At 67.1% G+C, this 17,876-nt stretch carries 16 protein-coding genes and 1 tRNA gene; 4 read left to right on the forward strand and 13 right to left on the reverse strand.

Annotated features, from left to right (window positions below; translation table 11 throughout):
* Positions 1-90 precede the first annotated feature (90 nt).
* Both DES43_RS00465 and DES43_RS00470 read left to right on the forward strand, forming a co-directional pair.
* Positions 91-990, forward strand: coding sequence for a PhzF family phenazine biosynthesis protein (locus DES43_RS00465; protein WP_035023908.1), 900 nt, complete (start codon positions 91-93; stop codon positions 988-990).
* 220 nt (positions 991-1,210) lie between these two features.
* Positions 1,211-1,286: transfer RNA gene (locus DES43_RS00470), tRNA-Lys, on the forward strand.
* 157 nt (positions 1,287-1,443) lie between these two features.
* On the opposite strand, the gene DES43_RS00475 is transcribed toward DES43_RS00470, so the two are convergent.
* Complete coding sequence (locus DES43_RS00475; protein WP_198027468.1) at positions 1,444-3,183, reverse strand: putative bifunctional diguanylate cyclase/phosphodiesterase; 1,740 nt, start codon at positions 3,181-3,183, stop codon at positions 1,444-1,446.
* 323 nt (positions 3,184-3,506) lie between these two features.
* Between DES43_RS00475 and DES43_RS00480 the strand changes: the two genes are divergently transcribed.
* Positions 3,507-4,049, forward strand: a complete 543-nt coding sequence (locus DES43_RS00480; protein ID WP_035023906.1) for a DUF2478 domain-containing protein — start codon at positions 3,507-3,509, stop codon at positions 4,047-4,049.
* A gap of 2 nt (positions 4,050-4,051) precedes the next feature.
* Here DES43_RS00480 and cobT read toward each other — a convergent pair whose 3' ends face one another.
* From cobT to DES43_RS00515, 7 genes are read right to left on the reverse strand one after another with little or no spacing between them, the layout of a single operon-like run.
* A complete protein-coding gene (cobT, locus tag DES43_RS00485) occupies positions 4,052-5,062 on the reverse strand; it encodes a nicotinate-nucleotide--dimethylbenzimidazole phosphoribosyltransferase (protein WP_035023904.1) in 1,011 nt (336 codons plus the stop codon).
* A gap of 24 nt (positions 5,063-5,086) precedes the next feature.
* Positions 5,087-5,842 (reverse strand): adenosylcobinamide-GDP ribazoletransferase, encoded by a 756-nt coding sequence (gene cobS / locus DES43_RS00490; RefSeq protein WP_035023902.1) that lies wholly within the window; start codon positions 5,840-5,842, stop codon positions 5,087-5,089.
* Positions 5,839-7,158 carry a cobyrinic acid a,c-diamide synthase CobB gene (locus tag DES43_RS00495; protein ID WP_035023900.1) on the reverse strand — a complete coding sequence of 440 codons (1,320 nt, stop codon included), beginning with the start codon at positions 7,156-7,158 and terminating at the stop codon, positions 5,839-5,841. The genes cobS and DES43_RS00495 overlap by 4 nt, the downstream gene beginning before the upstream one ends.
* Entirely contained in the window at positions 7,155-7,961 is an 807-nt protein-coding gene (gene cobA, locus DES43_RS00500) for a uroporphyrinogen-III C-methyltransferase (protein ID WP_035023897.1), read from the reverse strand. The genes DES43_RS00495 and cobA overlap by 4 nt, the downstream gene beginning before the upstream one ends.
* Positions 7,958-8,722, reverse strand: a complete 765-nt coding sequence (gene cobM / locus DES43_RS00505) for a precorrin-4 C(11)-methyltransferase (RefSeq protein WP_035023895.1) — start codon at positions 8,720-8,722, stop codon at positions 7,958-7,960. The genes cobA and cobM overlap by 4 nt, the downstream gene beginning before the upstream one ends.
* Positions 8,719-9,105, reverse strand: a complete 387-nt coding sequence (locus DES43_RS00510) for a cobalamin biosynthesis protein (RefSeq protein WP_035024135.1) — start codon at positions 9,103-9,105, stop codon at positions 8,719-8,721. Before DES43_RS00510 ends, cobM begins: the two co-directional genes overlap by 4 nt.
* On the reverse strand, positions 9,102-10,328 hold the full coding sequence (locus DES43_RS00515; protein ID WP_035023893.1) for a bifunctional cobalt-precorrin-7 (C(5))-methyltransferase/cobalt-precorrin-6B (C(15))-methyltransferase: 1,227 nt from the start codon (positions 10,326-10,328) through the stop codon (positions 9,102-9,104). Before DES43_RS00515 ends, DES43_RS00510 begins: the two co-directional genes overlap by 4 nt.
* On the opposite strand from DES43_RS00515, the gene DES43_RS00520 reads away from it, so the two are divergent.
* Entirely contained in the window at positions 10,327-11,088 is a 762-nt protein-coding gene (locus DES43_RS00520; protein WP_035023889.1) for a cobalt-precorrin-6A reductase, read from the forward strand. The two genes, DES43_RS00515 and DES43_RS00520, sit on opposite strands and share 2 nt — an antisense overlap.
* Here DES43_RS00520 and DES43_RS00525 read toward each other — a convergent pair.
* From DES43_RS00525 to cobN, 5 genes are read right to left on the reverse strand one after another with little or no spacing between them, the layout of a single operon-like run.
* Positions 11,055-11,816 (reverse strand): precorrin-3B C(17)-methyltransferase, encoded by a 762-nt coding sequence (locus tag DES43_RS00525; protein ID WP_035023887.1) that lies wholly within the window; start codon positions 11,814-11,816, stop codon positions 11,055-11,057. The genes DES43_RS00520 and DES43_RS00525 overlap by 34 nt on opposite strands.
* Positions 11,813-12,580 (reverse strand): precorrin-2 C(20)-methyltransferase, encoded by a 768-nt coding sequence (locus DES43_RS00530; RefSeq protein ID WP_035023885.1) that lies wholly within the window; start codon positions 12,578-12,580, stop codon positions 11,813-11,815. Before DES43_RS00530 ends, DES43_RS00525 begins: the two co-directional genes overlap by 4 nt.
* The gene (locus DES43_RS00535; RefSeq protein WP_035023883.1) at positions 12,577-13,209 is read right to left on the reverse strand and encodes a precorrin-8X methylmutase; all 633 of its coding nucleotides are present in this window, start codon (positions 13,207-13,209) and stop codon (positions 12,577-12,579) included. The genes DES43_RS00530 and DES43_RS00535 overlap by 4 nt, the downstream gene beginning before the upstream one ends.
* Entirely contained in the window at positions 13,206-14,552 is a 1,347-nt protein-coding gene (gene cobG / locus DES43_RS00540; RefSeq protein ID WP_035023881.1) for a precorrin-3B synthase, read from the reverse strand. Before cobG ends, DES43_RS00535 begins: the two co-directional genes overlap by 4 nt.
* Positions 14,549-17,869 (reverse strand): cobaltochelatase subunit CobN, encoded by a 3,321-nt coding sequence (gene cobN / locus DES43_RS00545; protein WP_035023879.1) that lies wholly within the window; start codon positions 17,867-17,869, stop codon positions 14,549-14,551. The genes cobG and cobN overlap by 4 nt, the downstream gene beginning before the upstream one ends.
* Positions 17,870-17,876: the final 7 nt, after the last annotated feature.

A 17,876-nucleotide genomic window follows, 5' to 3' on the forward strand; every position in this document is an offset into this window, starting at 1 on the left:
GTCCCTTATACGACACACATCAGGCCTGCGGGCCTGAATTTCAAATTAAATTTCGCTCATGTTCCGCCGGTCGGCGGATGGAAGCCGGTCATGCAGGGTCGCAGATATCTGGTCTATGACGTGTTCACGGAAGAGGCGATGGGTGGCAATCCGCTTGCCGTCGTTCTCGATTGCGAAGGTCTGGACGAGCGGGCGATGCTGCGCATCGCGCGCGAGTTCAATCTGTCCGAAACCGTATTCGTGCTGCCGGCAGCGCAGGCGCGGCACCGGGCGCGCATCCGGATTTTCACGCCGCATTACGAGATGCCATTCGCCGGCCATCCGACGATCGGCACGGCGGTAGCGCTGGCGCAGGAGGCCGGAGAAGGGGCCAGCATCCTGGTTCTGGAGGAGAATATCGGGCCGGTGCGCTGCGCGGTTTCGCAGGATGGCGGCTTTGCCGAGTTCGATCTGCCCCGCTTGCCGGAAAGGCTCGATCTCAGCGCCGAAGCGGAAGCCGTTGGAGCTGCCCTCGCCTTGTCGCCGCACGAGATCGGATTCGAGAATCACCGCGTTTCCTGCTGGAGCGCGGGTGTTCCCTACGTCATGATCCCGGTTGCCGGACTGGAAGAAGCATCGAGGGCGTGGCTGGACACGCGCCTGTGGGCTGACCTTTCGCCGCGTAAAAGCAGCACCGCCGTCGCCAGTGCCTATGTCTATTGCCGCGAGACCATCCGGCACGACAGCGCTTTCCATGCGCGCATGTTCGTGCCCGGCAACCCGTCTTACGAAGATCCGGCAACGGGTTCGGCGGCCGCGGCTTTCGCCGGTGCTGTCATGCACTTCGACGGCCCTGGTGAGGGCATGTCACGCATGTGGATCGAGCAGGGAATGGAGATGGACCGGCCCTCGCGAATCCGGCTGGAGCTGGATGTGGAAAACGGCACGCTCGCCACGGCCCGCATCGGCGGAAATGCGGTCAAGATAGCCGAGGGGCGGCTCTTTATTTGAAGCGTCCGGTAAGTTTCCTGTGTCGTGTAATCCATATTACCTTTTGTTTTTACATCATATTTTTTCCCATGAACGCCTATTAGTCATCGCGGCCAGCGCGCCCGGCATCCCCTTTTTTCAAGCCTGCGGAATGTTTTCTCAGCGAAATATCGCGACAGGGGTAGACAGGCTCAATAGGGGCAGCTATATGCCCGCCAACGTTGGTTTTACCAACGCCCGTGGGTGATTAGCTCAGTCGGTAGAGCAGCTGACTCTTAATCAGCGGGTCGTAGGTTCGATCCCTACATCACCCACCATTTTCAAACATCTGGATGGCGAACAGAACGGTCTGTTTTAGAGTCGGGCCGATTTTCACACGACCTCCGGACTTGTTTCGCCACCATCTCTCCGGCCGGTTTTGCTCCCGCAAAATGCTCCAGCGGCAAGCTGGCACCAGCTGATCCTGCAATCTCTTCAGCTTGCGACCGCGCGGGACTTCATCCGCTGCTCCGGAAAGGATTGCAGGCTCGCGATCATGTAGGGCAGATGCAGCAGGTTGCATGCCTTGGCGAAATACCAGCCTTGCAGGCTGTCGCAGCCGAGCGCGGTGAGGATTTCAACCTGCACGCCGGTCTCCACGCCCTCTGCAGTCACAACCTTGCCCATGCCGTGGGCGATGTCGATCACCCCGCGCACGATTGCGAGGTCGGCGCTGCTGGTGCCGAGATTCGAGATGAAGCTGCGGTCGATCTTCACGCGATCGATGGGCATGCGCCGCAGATGCGACAGCGAGGCGAAGCCCGTACCGAAATCGTCCAGCGCGATTTCCACACCGGCAGCGTGAAGCCTGTGCAGACGTCCTTCCAGTTGCTGGAAGTCGCGCCCCAGAAACACGCCTTCCGTCACCTCTATGCAGAACATGTCCGGTGACAGGCCGGTACGGGCGGAAAGCTCGAAGAACCGGTCGACGAAAGCGTCCGAACGGAAGTCCGCATTGGTCACGTTGATGGCGACGCGGCGCAGCGGCAACGCCATTTCCTGCATCTTCTGCATGTCGGTGAAGACCTGCTCCAGCACGAACATGCCGAGGGCGGCCAGAAGACCCGGGTCGTTCATGTCCGCAAGGAATGCGCCGGGCGTCAGATGTCCCTGCTGAGGATGCTCCCAGCGCAGCAGACCTTCAAGCGCCGGTTTGAGCTGCTGGTCGGTGGCGATGATCGGCTGGTACAGCAGGCGGAACTGACCCTGCGCCAGACCGGTCTCGAAAGCGTGGAGCAACTCGCTCTTGCGCAGCGCCACCTCGCGCAGGCGTGGAACGAAAAACTGCAGGCGGTCCCGTCCCAGCTCCTTGGCGCGATAAAGCGCAAGGTCGCTCGCCTTGAACAGCTCATCGAGAGAGGCGGCCTGATCCGGGAATGTGGCGATGCCGATGCTGGCCGAGCAGCGCCGGACCACCGGGCCGAGGTCCACGGGCTGGCGCAGGCAGGACAGCACCTTGCCCATCATGTCATGGACCTCCCGGTCCGGATGTCCGGTCATCACGATGCCGAACTCATCGCCACCCAGCCGGGCGACGAAAACCTCGGGGCTGGCCAGTTCACACAGGCGCCCGCTTACGACCCGCAGCAACTCGTCGCCGACGTCGTGACCGAAGGTGTCGTTGATCTCCTTGAACGTGTCGATGTCCAGCAGGGCCAGATGGACCCTCGACGGCTGCGTTCTGCCGTGAGTCGATATCACTGTTTCGAGATGCTCCTGGAACCGGCGGCGATTGGCTATCCCGGTCAGGGCGTCGATATTGACGATGTGCCGGAGCTTTTCGTCGGCCCGATGGCGGTCGGTGATGTCGAAACGGATGGCGGTGTAACTGTCGACCTTGCCGGCGGCGTTCACATGCGGGACGATGGTGGTGTCGACCCAGTAGTGCGATCCGTCCTTGCGCCGGTTGCATATCTCGCCCTGCCACACGCGCCCGGCGGCGATGCGCTTGTACATCTGGCGGAAAAACCTGACGTCATGCATGCCGGAATGAAGCATGCGATGGTTGGCGCCGACCAGTTCCTGCCGCGAATATCCCGATATCTCGCAGAACTTGTTGTTGACAAAGGTGATCGTGCCTTTCACATCGGTGATGGCCACGATCGCGGCGCTGTCGAGGGCGTAGCGTATGAACTCCATTTCTGACGGAAATGGAGGAGTATTGGCCTTTTTCATCTGCGATGTCATGCGCCCGTCGCCCAAGAATTACCGCCTGCCGAACGCTTCGAACGTTCGTCAGAACGATGCCCCCAATCCCCCTGAAGTCACCGTTTGGGAAGGCCCTGTTAAATTAGGAAGGCCCGGTTAAATTTTTGGAACTTTTGCCTGCCGAACCCCGGTGCAAACATGAAAATGAGTCCGCATTTGCCCGTATCGGCCTTGAAAGAGTTTCAAATTCCAACATTGTTGCACAAAAGGGGGCGACAAACTGTCATGAAGAAGAGCTTGATCGAGGTCGCTGCGAACCTCAGGATGATCGCAGCGCAAGGCAGGTGACCATGGCCCGAAACCCTATCGCAGCAATCACAGGCGCCGAAACCGCGGCGATCCAGGCTCTTCTGCTGAATGCGGCGGCGCGCTGGCGCGCCGCTGGCCTTACCGTATGTGGCATCGTGGAGGAAAGCGACGGGCCGACGCAGAGCGGTTGCAGTTGCGGGATATTGCGCAACTTCGTTACCGGCGCGCGCTTTCCCATGTATCTCGATGAGCCTCCCGCCCACACGTCGTGCCATCTCGATGAAACCGGCGTCACGAAGGCAGGCGAAAGCGTGCTCGGTCAGATTGCGGGTGCAGACGTGGTGGTGCTGAGCAAGTTCGGCAAGGTGGAGGCAGTTGGGGGCGGTCTGTTCCGCGCCTTCGAGGTCGCCGCTGTTCTGGGCAAGCCGGTCATCACCTCCGTGGCGCCCAAGCACAATTATCCGTGGCAGCGTTTTGCCCCGCACGCCACGGCGGTCGGGCCACGGCAGGATGAAATCGACAGCTGGTGGCAATCGGTTGCTCGGGCAGCCTCCCTGCATGGCAAGGCTGCTTCGGGACGGTAAGTTCAGCCTTCCGAAACCCCGGCTTCGGTGAAACTCGCCATGCGCGCGTGACATTCCAGCGCCGAGCGCACGATGTTCACGGCAAGGCAGGCGCCTGAGCCTTCGCCAAGCCGCATGCCGAGGTCGAGCAACGGCTTTAGCTCCAATGCCTCAAGCAGGCGGCGATGGCCCGCCTCGGCCGAAACATGGGCGGAAAGCGCATGCGCGAGGCCCTGCGCATGGAGCCGGGCCAGTGGTGCGACAGCGGCGGTGCACACGAAACCGTCCAGCAGCACCGGCACGCCGCGATGACGGGCGGCCAGCGTGGCGCCGAAGATGGCGGCGAGTTCGCGTCCCCCGAGGCTGGCCGCCACTTGCAGCGGGTCCGCCAATGCCGTCGAATGGCGCTTCAGTCCGGCCTCGATGACTGCCACCTTGCGGTGGAGCCCGGCATCGTCAACGCCGGTGCCGCGTCCCGTCCAGCCCTGCACCTCGCCGCCGAACAGGGCGGAGGCGAGGGCAGCGGCCGGGGTGGTGTTGCCGATGCCCATTTCGCCGAAGCAGACGAGATCGAGATTTCCGTCGACCGCATCATAGCCGGCCGAGACGGCGGCGAGGAAATCGGCCTCATCCATGGCCGGTTCCTGCGTGAAGTCGCCGGTCGGCCGGTCGAGGTCGAGCGGGATGACGTCAAGCTCTGCGCTGGCCGCGCGGGCGAGCTGATTGATCGCCGCACCGCCATGGGCAAAATTCGCCACCATCTGGACCGTCACTTCCGCCGGATAGGCGGAAACGCCTTGTGCGGTGACACCATGATTGCCGGCGAAAACGATCACCTTCACCCTGTCCAGCTTCGGCATGTCGCGGCCCTGCCAGCGCGCCAGCCAGCCGGCGATCTCCTCCAGCCGGCCGAGGCTGCCCTGCGGCTTGGTCAGCGTGTCCTGACGGCGTGCGACGGCTGCCTGCGCCGCCTCGTTTCCGGCCGGCAAATCGAGGCAGGCGGCGCGCAGTTCTTCAAGCGATTTGAAGGCCATGGGACAATAAGCTCCGGAAATGATTCAGATGAAAGTGGTGGAAGCGACCAGCAGGACGGCGATCTCGCCCAGTTGCTGGAGCGCGCCAGCGGTATCTCCGGTCTGGCCGCCGATCTGGCGGCGGCACAGCGCGGCGAAGCCGGCAACCAGCAGGCCAAGCAGGATAAGCGCGGCGAGCGCCGTGCCGAGCCCGAGGATCAGAAGCGACACGGCCCCGATGGCGGCGCCGAGCAAGGCAGTCTCCTGCGAAATCGTGCCGGCGCTGGCAGAAAGGCCATCCGCGCGGGCCGGCGGCAGGACATGCATCAGCGCGGCGGGCAGGGCGCGCGAGGCGCAATGGGCGGCGAAGAGGGCGGCGAACACCTGCGCCGGCCCTGCGAGGGTGGCCAGCGTGCTCCAGCGAAGCAGCAGGGAGATGACCAGCGCAGCAGTGCCGTAGGAGCCGATGCGGCTGTCGCGCATGATCTCCAGCTTGCGCTCACGCGTCGACCCGCCGCCGAAACCATCCGCCACGTCGGACAGCCCGTCCTCATGCAGGCATCCGGTGGCCAGCATGGCGGCGGCTAGCGCGAGGGCGGCGGTGGGACCCGAGGGCAGGCCGAGCCACACGCCAAGCGCATAGGCGGCGGAAGCAATGATAGCCACCGCCAGCCCGGCAACGGGTGCCGCCCAGATGGCATCGGCCAGCGTCCGTCCGCGGAAGTCGAGATGCGGCAGCGGCAGCCGCGTGAAGAAGGCGAGGCAAAGCGCGATGTCGAGCGGGTTGAGCCGGTCCCTCATGCGCCCGCCCGCGCTATGGCATGGAAGAAGGTGCCGCTGACATGGCCGCGCCGGCCGCCGGACGGGCCAAGCGGGGTGCCCTGGCCATCGGCAAGGTCGGCAATGGGGCTGTCGTTGCCGGGGTCGGTGACCCGCGCATAGTGGAACTCGTGGCCCCGGATATGGTCGCCGGTGCTTCCCAGCGCACAGTCGGCCAGAAGGCGCGCCTGCCGGTAGCCGAGGTTCATCTTGCGTTTGGCGAAGCTGGTGGTGTGGCCGAGCAGGGCGAGCATCCTGTGGGTGACGCCGTCGGCATCCTCGATAGCCTCGCCCAGCACCATATAACCGCCGCACTCGCCATGCACCGGCTTTTCCTTCGCGAAGACGGCCATTCCGGCGCGGAATTTTCCGGCCGAGGCCAGCGTTCCGGCGTGCAGTTCGGGATAGCCGCCGGGCAGCCAGCAGACATCGCAATCCGGCCTCGGCGCTTGGTCGGCGAGCGGCGAGAACGGGACGATCTCCGCGCCCTCATCGCGCCAACGGCGTGCGACATGCGGGTAGAGGAAGGTGAAGGCGCGGTCCTGCGCAAGGGCAATGCGCTGCCCCGGCGGCGGCAGGGCACAGGTGAAATTTCCATCGTGTGGGGTTAGCGGTGTGGCCAGTTCCAGAACCGCGTCGAGGTCGATGGAGCGTTCGGCCATGTCGGCCATGCGGTCGATGAAGGCCATCAGGTCGTCATGCTCGCCGGCCTGCACCAGCCCCAGATGGCGCTCCGGCATGGTCAGCGTCGGGTCGCGCTCGATGGCGCCGACCACCGGCAGGCCAAGGGCCTCGATGGCCTCGGCGCACAGGCGGCGATGTCGTTCACTCCCCAGCCGGTTCAGCACCACGCCGGCGATGCGCACCTCCGGCCGGTAGGTGGCGAACCCCTTGGCCACCGCCGCGACCGTGGTGGACTGGCCGGACACGTCGAGCACCAGCAGCGTGGGGACGCCGTACAGCGCGGCGAGATCGGAAGCGGCACCGGAGCGGCCGGGCGTGCCGGGAATGCCGTCGAACAGGCCCATGGCGCTTTCCAGGACGACGATGTCGGCATCTTCCGCAGCGCGTCGGACCAGCCCGTTGAGCAGGGAACGAGCCATCGCCCAACTGTCGAGATTGACACCGGCAAGGCCGGTCGCGGCCTCATGGAAGCCGGGATCGATGTAGTCGGGGCCGGATTTTGCCCCGCGCACGCGCAGGCCGCGCCGGGCCAGCGCCCGCAGCAGGCCGATGGTGACGCTGGTCTTGCCCGAGCCCGAGCGCGGCGCGCCGATGATGATCGCGCGCGCCGTCATGGCCTGCCTTCCAGCTTGTCGCGCAGCGCCACGATGTGGCCCACCACAATCAGCGCCGGCGAGACGATCTGCTCGCGTTCGGCTGCCGAAACCAGCGTGCCGAGCGTTGCGACCACGGTGCGCTCGTGCGTCAGCGTGGCGTTTTCGATGAGCGCGGCCGGCGTGTCGGGCGAAAGCCCGCCGGACAGCAGGTCGGCCACGGTCGCCGCCATGTGGGTAAGGCCCATATAGATGACGATGGGCTGGCCGGTGCGGGCAAGGGCCGCCCAGTCCGGCCGGTCATCCGAAACGGCTGCGAAACCGGTGGCGAGGATGATGGCGCCGTTGATGCCGCGCATTGTGGCGGGAATGCCTGCCGAGGTGAGCCCGCCGAAAGCGGAGGTGATGCCCGGCAGGACCCGCCAGGGAATGCCTGCTTCCGCCAGCGCGCGGGCTTCCTCGCCGCCGCGCCCGAACACATAGGGGTGACCGCCTTTCAGCCGCACCACCTTGCGGCCTTCCCGGCCGAGCTTCACCAGCAGCGTATTGATCTCCTCCTGCGGGATGGAGAGCCGCCCGCCACGCTTGCCGACATGGAATTTCTCCGCCTGCGCGGCGACGGCGACGATCTCGGCCGACACCAGCGCGTCATGGACGAGGGCGTCGGCCTGCGCCAGTGCGCCCAGCACGTCGAGGGTCAGCAGGCGCGGGTCTCCGGGGCCGGCGCCCGCCAGCCAGACATGGCCGTTTTCCAGCACGCGTGGCTCGAAATCGAGGCGTGCCAGCGCGTCGGCAAGGGCGGCTTTTGGCGTGTCGAGGCTCATGCGCCCTCCCGGCCGCGGAAGCGGCGCTGATAAGCGGCATCGTAGAGCGCGCTCTCGGAAAAATCTCCGGCGGCCAGCGAGCGGCCGACGAAGACGATGGCCGAGCGCTCGATGGGGCTGGCGGCGAGTTCCCCCTCGATCGTCGCCAGCGTGGCCCTGACGATGCGCTCTTCCGGCCATGAGGCGCGGAACACGACTGCCACCGGGCAATCCGCCCCATAGAGCGGGGTCAGTTCCGCCACCACCTGTTCGATGGCGTGGATGGCGAGGTGGATGGCGAGCGTCGAGCCGGTGCGGCCGAAGGCGGCCAGCGTTTCGCCGGGCGGCATCTTCGAGGCGCGCCCGGAAACACGGGTCAGCACAAGGCTTTGCGCCACTTCCGGGATGGTGAGTTCGCGGCCAAGAGCGGCGGCGGCGGCCGCGAAGGAGGGGACACCGGGGGTGAGCGTATAGGGAATGCTCGCGCGCTCCAGACGGCGAACCTGCTCGGCCACCGCGCTCCACACCGAAAGGTCGCCCGAATGCAGCCGCGCCACATCCTGTCCGGCTGCGTGGGCGGCGCGATATTCCGCCTCGATCTCGTCCAGCGACATGGGGGCGGTGTCGACCAGCTTCGCTCCCGGCCCGCAATGCCCGAGCAGTTCGGGCGAAACGATGGAGCCGGCATAGAGGCACACCGGGCAGGAGGCGAGCAGCCTTGCACCGCGCAGGGTGATGAGGTCGGCAGCGCCGGGGCCGGCGCCGATGAAATGGACGGTCACGGCTCTTCTCCATTGACTGCGATGGCGCAGGTCACCGGTCCATGCACGGAGCGGGGGCCGAGCAGCCGCGATTTCTGGCCGGCCGCGGCAAGCGCGGCCGTTTCCGAGACGGAGGGCGTGCCAGCCGCCGACAGCGATGCCGTCGAGCGGGTCAGGCTGCGCAGCGAGACCATCTGCATGGCGGGGCCGTCCACAAGAAAAACGGGAAGGCGCAACGCATTGCCGGCCTCGATGATCGCCTTTTCCTCCGATTTCATCCTGGCGGTGGCAAGGCCGGACAACGAATCGGGCGACAGGCCGTAGGGTTCGAGAGCGGATTCGACGGCTGCCACCACCTGCCCGCATGAGACGCCCTTGCGGCAACCTATTCCGGCGACGATCATGGCTTTTCCCAGCTCCATTGTGTGATCGGCATCGCCGGCTTCCAGCCGGTCATGCTGCCGACGGAGGCCGCGCGCGCCACGGAAATGCGTGTGAGCGTCCCGCCCAGCCCGTCATGACGGGCGATGAGCAGCGCCTCCATTTCGAGCGTGACGGCATTGGCGACGAGGCGCCCGCCGGGGTGCAGCGCCCGGATCGCCGCGTCGAGAACGTCCGGATCGGAGCCTCCGCCGCCGATGAAGATCGCATCCGGCGTTTCGAGATCGGCCAGTGCTGCGGGGGCTGTGCCTTGGACAATGGCAAGGCCGGGCACGCCGAAGGCGGCGGCGTTGCGGCCGATGCGGGCGGCGCGCTCGGGATTGGCCTCGATGGCGATGGCGTTCAGCGAGGGATGCGCCAGCATCCATTCGATGGCGATGGAGCCGGAGCCCGCGCCGATGTCCCACAGCAGTTTGCCGCGCCGGGGGCTGAGTGCCGAGAGCGTCAGCGCGCGCACCTCGCGCTTGGTGATCTGGCCGTCATGCTCGAACAGATCGTCGGCGAGGCCATGCGCAAGCGGCAGGATGCGCGCTTGCGGTGTCGATTCAATCTCCAGCGCCAGAACATTGAGCGGATTGATGTTTTCGATGCTGAAGGAGGCGGCGAGAGTGCTGCGCATGCGTTCGCTCGCACCGCCAAGCGCTTCCAGAACGGTGATGCGTGTTGGCCCGAAGCCAATACCGGCAAGCAGCGCCGCAATCGCCGCTGGAGCGGCTTCGTCCGAAGTCAGCGCAAGGATGCGCGCGCCGGGATGCAGCAGCGGCCGGATAAGGTCGGTGGGGCGACCGTGCAGGGAGACGGTTTCGACGTCCTGCAAGGCCCAGCCCATGCGGGCAGTGGCAAGCGAGATGGAGGAAGGCGCGGGGATCGTGCGCATTTCCTCCGCCGGTATTTTCCGCGCCAGTGTGACGCCGACGCCGTGGAAGAACGGGTCACCCGAGGCCAGTACGCAGACCTTGCGGCCGGCAAGAGCCGTCACCGCGCTCATGGCCGCGTCGAACGGCACCGGCCACCGGCGCGCTTCTCCCGCAATCAACGGGCGGGCAAGTTCCAGATGCCGGGCCCCTCCAAACACAAATTGTGCGGCTGCAATCGCCTGCTTGGCCTCGTCGCCGAGACCGGATATGCCGTCCTCACCAATGCCGACGATGGTGAGCCACGGGCGGGAAGGAGCCTCAGCCGACATGCGCATCCTCATTCTGGGCGGAACGACGGAAGCGCGGCAGGCGGCGGAACGGCTCGCGACCGTTCCCGAACTCGATGTCACGCTTTCGCTGGCCGGTCGCACCGGAAACCCGGTTCGCCAGCCGGTGCCGGTGCGCGTTGGCGGCTTCGGTGGCGCGAAGGGGCTGGCGCGTTATCTGTCGGAACAGCGGATCGATCTGCTGATCGATGCCACGCATCCCTATGCGGCGCGCATTTCCGCCAATGCGGCTGAAGCGGCGCAGGAGGCGGGTGTCGCGATACTGGCGCTGCGTCGTCCGGGCTGGGAACAGCGGGACAGCGACCGCTGGACGTTCGCGGACGATGTGGCGGGTGCGGTGCGGGTGCTCGGGTCCCGGCCGCGCCGCGTGTTTCTGAGCATCGGCCGGCAGGAGGCGGGTGCCTTCGCGGCTGCCCCGCAGCACTTCTACCTCGTCCGCAGCGTCGATCCGGTCGAGCCGCCGCTGGCGGTTCCCGATGCACTCTACATTCTGGCGCGTGGACCGTTCGCGGAGGAGGCGGAGCGCGAATTGCTGGCCGCCCATCGCATCGATGCCATCGTCTCCAAGGATAGCGGCGGGGCGGCCAGCCATGGCAAGATCGCGGCGGCAAGGGCGCTCGGCATCGAGGTGATCATGATCCGCCGGCCGGAACTGCCGCAGGTGCCGGCTGCGTCGACCGTCGAGGGGCTGGTCGAAATGGCGGTGGCTCATTTCGGCCTCGTCGCGGCGCGCGGCGTGTAGACCAGCGCCGGCTTTTCGCCGCGCCTGATGATGCGCGTCTCGGTGGAGCCGACGATGATGCAGGTGGCCATGTCGGCCATCTCCGGCTTGGCATCCGCCAGCAGGCAGACCTCCATGCGCTCGTCCGGCCGGCCGGCGGCGCTGCCGAACACCACCGGCACGGTGCCGGGCAGGATGGCGGACAGCGCCTCGAAGGCGCGGCCGAGCTGCCAGGGGCGCGACTTGCTGATCGGGTTGTAGAGCGCGACGACGAAACCCGCGCCGGCCGCCGCCAGCAGGCGCAGTTCGATCAGGTCCCATGGTTTCAGGTTGTCCGACAGCGATATGGCGCAGAAATCGTGGCCGAGGGGCGCGCCGATGCGCGCCGCCACCGCCAGCATGGCGGTGATGCCGGGCACGATCTCGATGTCGAGCGCCTTCCATGCCTCGGGACCGGACTCGATCGCCTCGCATACGGCCGCGGCCATGGCGAATACGCCGGGATCGCCGCCGGACACCACGGCGACGCTGTGGCCTTCGACGGCCTTTGCCAGGGCCTCCTTCGCCCGCGCCAGTTCCTCGCGATTGTCGGAGGAGATGCGGGTCTGGTCGTGCCGCAGTTCGAGCCGGTCGACATAGGGCTTGTAGCCGTAGAAGAAGGCCGCCTGCTCGACCGCCCGGCTGGCCTCCGGCGTTACCTGCGCTTCATTGCCGGGGCCGAGCCCGATGATGGCGAGGCGGCCGGTCATACCACCACTCCCGAAGCGCGCTCGCCCGGCCGGTTTTCCCAGCCGGCGACGAGGATGATGCTGAAATAGGGAGCGTCATCGTCAGGCTTTTCGGCAAGGCGCATGGACGCGCCATTGGCCATGGTGCCGCGCTCGACATAGATCGCCTTTTCGAGCCGGTTCGAGGCGGCCAGCGCGCGCCTGATCTTGGGCAGGTTGCGGCCGACCTTCATGATGACGGCGGCGTCGGTATCCGCAAGGCGGCGCGCAAGCTCGGCCTCGCCCATGGTGCCGGGCAGAACGGTCAGCACGTCGTCGCCCTGCACGATGGGCTCGCCGGTGGCCGACCAGCAGCCCGACATGGCGGTGACGCCGGGGATGACCTCTGTCGGAAAACGGTGGGCGAGGCGCACATGCAGATGCATGTAGGAGCCGTAGAACAGCGGATCGCCCTCCGACAGCACGGCGACGGTGCGGCCGGCTGCAAGGTGTTCGGCCACCTGTGCCGCCGATTCCTCGTAGAAGGCGAGGATCTGCGCCTTGTAGTCGGCGTGATCCTTGTCGATCTCGATGGTGACCGGATAGTGCAGCGGCAGTTCCGCCGTGCCGGGCCTGATATGGCCCTCGACGATGGCGCGCGCATTGCCGTTGGAACGGCGCTTGGCGAAATGGGCCACGACATCGGCCTCAGCCAGCGCGCGCACCGCCTTCAGCGTCAGCAATTCTGGGTCGCCGGGGCCGGTGCCGACGCCGATCAGGCGGCCGGTGGTTGCTTGCGTGCTCACAGGCCCGGCCTCGCCAGCGCATTAAGGGCGGCGGCGGTCATGGCGCTGCCGCCCAGCCGGCCGCGCACGATGGCGAAGGGTACGCCATAAGAATTTTCGGCCAGGGCATCCTTGGATTCGGCCGCGCCGACGAAGCCGACTGGCATGCCGATGATGGCGGCCGGTTTCGGCGCGCCGTCGCGCAGTTTCTCCAGCAGGTAGAAGAGGGCGGTCGGCGCATTGCCGATGGCGACGACCGCGCCTTCCATGCGTTCGCCCCACAGGTCGAGCGCGGCGGCGGAGCGGGTGTTGCCGATGGCATGAGCGATTTCCGCCGTGCGCGGGTCGCGCAGCGTGCAGATCACCTCGTTGTCGGCGGGCAGGCGGGCGCGGGTGACGCCGCGCGCCACCATCTCGGCATCGCAGAAGATGGGTGCGCCAGCTTGCAGGGCCGCGCGCGCCGCCTCCACGAAGCCGGGGCCGAAGACAAAATGCCTTGCCGTTTCGACATCGCCGCAGGCATGGATCATGCGGATGGCGATCTCGGCTTCCGGCGGCGAAAGGCGCGACAGGTCCGCCTCGGCGCGGATGATGGCGAAGGAGCGCTCATAGATGGCGTTGCCGTCGCGTATGTAATCGTAGGCGGTCATTCTCGTCCCTGCATGAAGGCGGTGGTCACGGCAGCAGCGCCCAGCCGGGCGAGGCAGGCGGCGACGGTTTCGTCAGGATGGCGCATGTGTTGCACCAGTGAAGCGACGCGGGCGATGCCGGCTTGCGCGTCAGCGACAACATGCGCTTCGGCGGCTGGAGCCCGAGCGGTTGCGTCCAGCGCGATTCCCGCGCCGCCGTCATGGTCATCAAGGTCATGGCCGGCGAGGGTGAGGGCGGTTGGAGCGGGATGCGCACAGCCCTTTGCGCAGCCCGAAACGTGGAGCGTGAAGGAGCCGTCGAGCAAATCCGCATGGCGGGCGGCGATGCGTTCGGCCAAGGCCCGCGTGGCGATCCTGCCCGAACCGCAGGCGGGAGCGCCGGGGCAGGCGGCAATCGACAGGCGCGGATCGGCAGCGTCGGTGATGAAGCCTAGAGAGGCGGCGGCATCGCGCAGGGTGTCGCAGGCATCACCGTTCATGCCGGGAAACAGCAGCGCACGGGATGGGGCGGGACGGATTTCCGTTACGCCGAGCGCAATGGCGCCTTGCGCAAGTGCGGCGATGTTTTCGGCGGGCATCGAGCCGAAAGGCAGGGCGATGCCGAGTGCCAGCGTGCCATCTGCCAGCGGGAACATGGTAATGGAAGCAGCTGTCGACGGGGCCTGAGGATTGCTCCTCTCTGGCCTTGCGGAGAGGGGTATTGCCGCAATGATCCTGTGCGGATCGGCCAGATCGCGCGCCCTTGCCTCGCGGCCCAAAGTGGCGACGGCTTCGAGGATGGCGATGGCTGCGATGCAGGCTTGCGCGTCGTTGACTATGCCTATCCGGCGGGCACTGGCAGCCGTGCCGCCTGTCGAAAGCAACCATCCCGAGGATGAAGCGACAAGCCGCACATCGGCCAGCACGGCGTCCATCGGCAGGCGGCCGCCGCCATCCACCACCACGGAAACCTTGGGGCCGAGCCGTGCGGCAAGGCCGGCCTTTTCGATGGCGTTCCGGATTTCACTTGCCAGCGGTCGCGGGTCGGCGATTTCCCCGGCGTCGATGCCGGCCAGCGGGCCGGTCTCGACCGGCACGCCGGTGCGCACGTCAATCTCCAGCGCATCGACCTCGCGGGCGAGCGCTTGCGCAGAAGATGGCGTGAGACCTCGAATCTGGATCGAGCCGCGCGCCGTCACGTCGATGATGCCATTGCCATGGCGCAGGGCCGATTCGCAGAGTCCGATCAACGCCCTGGGCGGCAAACCTCCAGCAATGGTGTGGAGACGGGCGAGCAGGCCGTCGCCGGTCTGCATCGGTGCGGAAAGGGCGGGACAGGCGCCGCGTCTGGCGAAGGCGTTCATGCCGCCGCCTGCCTTGCCTCGGCGATCAGCGCGGCGAGGTCGTCGTCTATCGCGTTGCGAAGCGGGTGCCACAGGCCGCGCCGGCGGGCGGCGAGGAAGCGCTCGGCGATGAGCGCTGCGGCTTCCCGGTTTTCGCGCAGCAGGAAGGCGCGCACCTCATTATCTCCCAGATAGGCGTCGTGGACGGCCTCGATCAGCGCGCCCGGAATGGCGTGCGTGGTTTCGGCGAAACCGACCAGCCGGTCCACGGTTTCGGCGAATTCGGAAGCACCGCGCGGGCCGTGGCGCATCTGGCCGGCGATGAAGCGCGGGTTGACGGCACGGGCGCGCACCACGCGGGAAACGGCTTCCGACACCGAACGCGGCTTCGGCCTTGCCGGGTCGGTGGTGTCGAGCACGATGACGTCGGCGTTGCGGCCAAGCGCTGCAAGCGCGGCGGAAAAACCGCCGATGAAGGCGACATCGGCGGAGCCTTCGAGAATGTCGCGGCCGGAGTCGTCGCCGGTGTGGACCAGCAGATCGGCCTCCGACAGCCGGTCGGCGAACGCGCCGGGTGCGGCCACGCCTTCGCCCTCCGCGCCGCCATAGGCGTGCGAGGCGCTGTCCAGATAGGCGCGGCCGATCTCCTCGCGGCTTTCCCAGTCGCCGCTGGCAAGCAGGCTTTCGATGCCCGCGCCGTATGTGCCGGGCGAGGAGCCGAAGATGCGCGGGCCGACGCGGCCTTCCGCGCGGGCAAGAGCGGCCAGCGGGTTTTCATCGTCGGTCTCGTCACGGACCGCAACCGCGCGCGCGGCGGCGTCGATCAGCGCGATCTGGGTCGGGAACATGTCGCGGAACAGGCCGGAAATGTGCCAGGTGACATCGACGCGCGGACGGCCGAGCACGGCCGGCGGCAGCACCTCGATGCCGGTCACACGGCCGGTGGCGGCGTCCCATTGCGGGCGGCAGCCCATCAGCGCCAGCCCCTGCGCGATTTCCTCGCCGCCGGTGCGCAGCGAGGCCGAACCCCACAGGTCGATGACCAGCGAACGCGGCCAATCACCATGAGTCTGGACATAGGTCGTCACCACCTCGCCAGCCGCCGCCTTGCCGAGATCGAAGGCGGTGGGCGTGGGCATGGTGCGCGGATCGGCGGTGAACAGGTTGCGGCCGGTCGGCAACACGTCTGTGCGGCCGCGCGCCGGTGCGCCGGACGGGCCGGCCGTAACGTGGCGGCCATCGAGTGCGGCGAGAAGCGCGGATTTTTCCGCTTCGGCGCTTTGCAGGCGCAGCGGATCGTTTTCGTCGGCCTGAGCGCGGCCATAGATATGCAGGCCGTCCTTGATGGCGAAATCCTTGAGGTCGCAAAGCCAGGCATCGATGCGGCGCAGTGCCTCGTCGGGCGCGTCGGTGCCGGTCACGCCGGCCTCGACGGCAAGCCCGGTCTCGCCGGCCGTCTCGACAATCAGCTTCGCCAGCCGGTCGCGGCGGCGGCGATCGAGGCCGTCGGCCTGCGCATATTCATCCACCAGCCGTTCGAGTTTCTGTTGGTGTTCATCCAGTTCTGCGCTGACCAGCGGCGGGGGCAGATGGCCGAGCGTGACGGCCGAAATGCGCCGCTTGGCCTGCGCCGCCTCGCCGGGGTTGGAGACGATGAACGGATAGACGACCGGCAGCGGCCCGGTGACGATCTCGGGGAAACAGGCTTCGCTGAGCGCAACGGTCTTGCCCGGCAGCCATTCCAGCGTTCCGTGCGCGCCGACATGGACGATGGCATGCGCGCCCAGCGCCTTCTGCATCCACAGGCCGAAGGCGACCAGTTCATGGCGCGGGGGCAGGGTGGGGTCGTGGTAGTCGGCGCGGCGGTCCTCGGAGCGACCGCGATCCGGGGCGAGGGCTACCGTGACGTTGCCGAAACTGGCGGCGCGGAACGTGAAGCGGGTTCCGGCAGGCTTGCCCCATGCGCCGAGGACGGCCTCGCGTGCCGCGGCGGGGAGTTCGCTGAAGAGGGCAATATAGTCGTCAGCGGCAAGGCCGTGGGTGCCACGGTCGATCATATCGAGCAGGGCGCGCGGCGATTGCGGAATCCGGTCAACGACATAGCCGGCGTCCTTCAGGTCTTGCAGCATGGCGAGCACGCTGTTGGGCACATCCAGGCCGACGGCATAGCCGGTACGGCCGGGCGCGCTCGGATAATCCGGAATGAGGATGACGACGCGCCGTTCAGCCGGCGGCGTGGCGCGCAGGCGCAGGAAGGCGCAAAGCCGCCGGGCCACCTGCGCGACGCGGTCGGGCACCGGCTGGTTGATCTGGGCGCGCAGGCCAAGTGCGGCATCGGCCTCCGCTTCCGCCTTGAAGGAGATGGCACCTGCCATGATGCGCCCGTCGAGTTCCGGCAGAACGGCGTGCATGGCGAGGTCGGCGGGCGCAAGGCCGCGCTGGCCGCTTTCCCATGCCTCGCGTTTCGTCGTGGCCACGACCACCTGAAACACCGGAATGCCGGTGCGGTCGAACAGCGTTTCCGCGCCCGGTTCGGCACCGGAGGCAAAGGCCGTGGCGGTGACGATGGCCGCCGGTTGCAGGGCCGCGATTGCCTCCTCGACGAAAGCGAGCGAGGCCGCATCTTTCAGGCTGGAGACGAAGACAGGCACCGCCGCGATGCCGGTGCTGCACAGTTCAGCGGTCAGCGCGTCGATGGGGGCGATGTCGTTCGCCAGCAGCATGGAACGGTAGAACAGCACCGGCACGACGGGTGCCCGACAGGATGCCGGCCGTTCGACCACGCCCGATCCGGGCTCATGGTAGCCGGCTCTCGGCACGGGCTCGGGTGCCGGCGCTTCGGCCACATGGCCGGCGAGCCTTGCCAGACGGCGCACCAGCGCCTGCATATTGGCCGGGCCGCCCTCGCGGAAATAACCGAGAAGCAGGGAAAGCTCGTCGCGGGGCAGGGTGGAAGCCTGCGCCAGCCGCTCGTCCTCGTCGCGGCATTCGCCGGGCAGCAGGGCAAGTCTGATGCCCCTGGCGCGGGCGATGGCGGCAAGCTGGTCGCAGCCATAGCGCCACCAGTCGTAGCCGCCCAGAAGCCGCACCAGAATGACCTTTGCATGCCTCGCGACGCTATCCACCCACAGGTCCACGGACATGGGGTGGCGCAGATCGCGCAGGGCCGCAAGCCGCATGGAGGGCAGGCGATCCGCCTCGGCCTTCCATGCAGACGCAAGGGCTGCCAGATCGCTGTCGGTAAAGGACAGCGCCACCACCTCGCCCGGCGTCTGGCGCAGGTCGACCGGCTCGACGACATCGTCGAGCGAGGCGGAAGTGGTGGTCAGGATGTGCATCGTTCAA

The sequence above is a fragment of the Aquamicrobium defluvii genome (genome assembly GCF_004363725.1).
Classification (GTDB): Bacteria; Pseudomonadota; Alphaproteobacteria; order Rhizobiales; family Rhizobiaceae; genus Mesorhizobium; species Mesorhizobium defluvii.

What these genes read in the sequence shown, in the direction of transcription:
- DES43_RS00515 (WP_035023893.1), bottom strand. Translation starts at nt 10,328, where the DNA reads ATGTCGGCTGAGGCTCCTTCCCGCCCGTGGCTCACCATCGTCGGCATT.
- DES43_RS00510 (WP_035024135.1), bottom strand. Translation starts at nt 9,105, where the DNA reads ATGATCGTCGCCGGAATAGGTTGCCGCAAGGGCGTCTCATGCGGGCAG.
- cobG (WP_035023881.1), bottom strand. Translation starts at nt 14,552, where the DNA reads ATGAACGCCTTCGCCAGACGCGGCGCCTGTCCCGCCCTTTCCGCACCG.
- DES43_RS00535 (WP_035023883.1), bottom strand. Translation starts at nt 13,209, where the DNA reads ATGACCGCCTACGATTACATACGCGACGGCAACGCCATCTATGAGCGC.
- cobT (WP_035023904.1), bottom strand. Translation starts at nt 5,062, where the DNA reads ATGGCCTTCAAATCGCTTGAAGAACTGCGCGCCGCCTGCCTCGATTTG.
- DES43_RS00465 (WP_035023908.1), top strand. Translation starts at nt 91, where the DNA reads ATGCAGGGTCGCAGATATCTGGTCTATGACGTGTTCACGGAAGAGGCG.
- cobN (WP_035023879.1), bottom strand. Translation starts at nt 17,869, where the DNA reads ATGCACATCCTGACCACCACTTCCGCCTCGCTCGACGATGTCGTCGAG.
- DES43_RS00495 (WP_035023900.1), bottom strand. Translation starts at nt 7,158, where the DNA reads ATGACGGCGCGCGCGATCATCATCGGCGCGCCGCGCTCGGGCTCGGGC.
- cobA (WP_035023897.1), bottom strand. Translation starts at nt 7,961, where the DNA reads ATGAGCCTCGACACGCCAAAAGCCGCCCTTGCCGACGCGCTGGCACGC.
- DES43_RS00480 (WP_035023906.1), top strand. Translation starts at nt 3,507, where the DNA reads ATGGCCCGAAACCCTATCGCAGCAATCACAGGCGCCGAAACCGCGGCG.
- DES43_RS00520 (WP_035023889.1), top strand. Translation starts at nt 10,327, where the DNA reads ATGCGCATCCTCATTCTGGGCGGAACGACGGAAGCGCGGCAGGCGGCG.
- DES43_RS00525 (WP_035023887.1), bottom strand. Translation starts at nt 11,816, where the DNA reads ATGACCGGCCGCCTCGCCATCATCGGGCTCGGCCCCGGCAATGAAGCG.
- DES43_RS00475 (WP_198027468.1), bottom strand. Translation starts at nt 3,183, where the DNA reads ATGAAAAAGGCCAATACTCCTCCATTTCCGTCAGAAATGGAGTTCATA.
- cobS (WP_035023902.1), bottom strand. Translation starts at nt 5,842, where the DNA reads ATGAGGGACCGGCTCAACCCGCTCGACATCGCGCTTTGCCTCGCCTTC.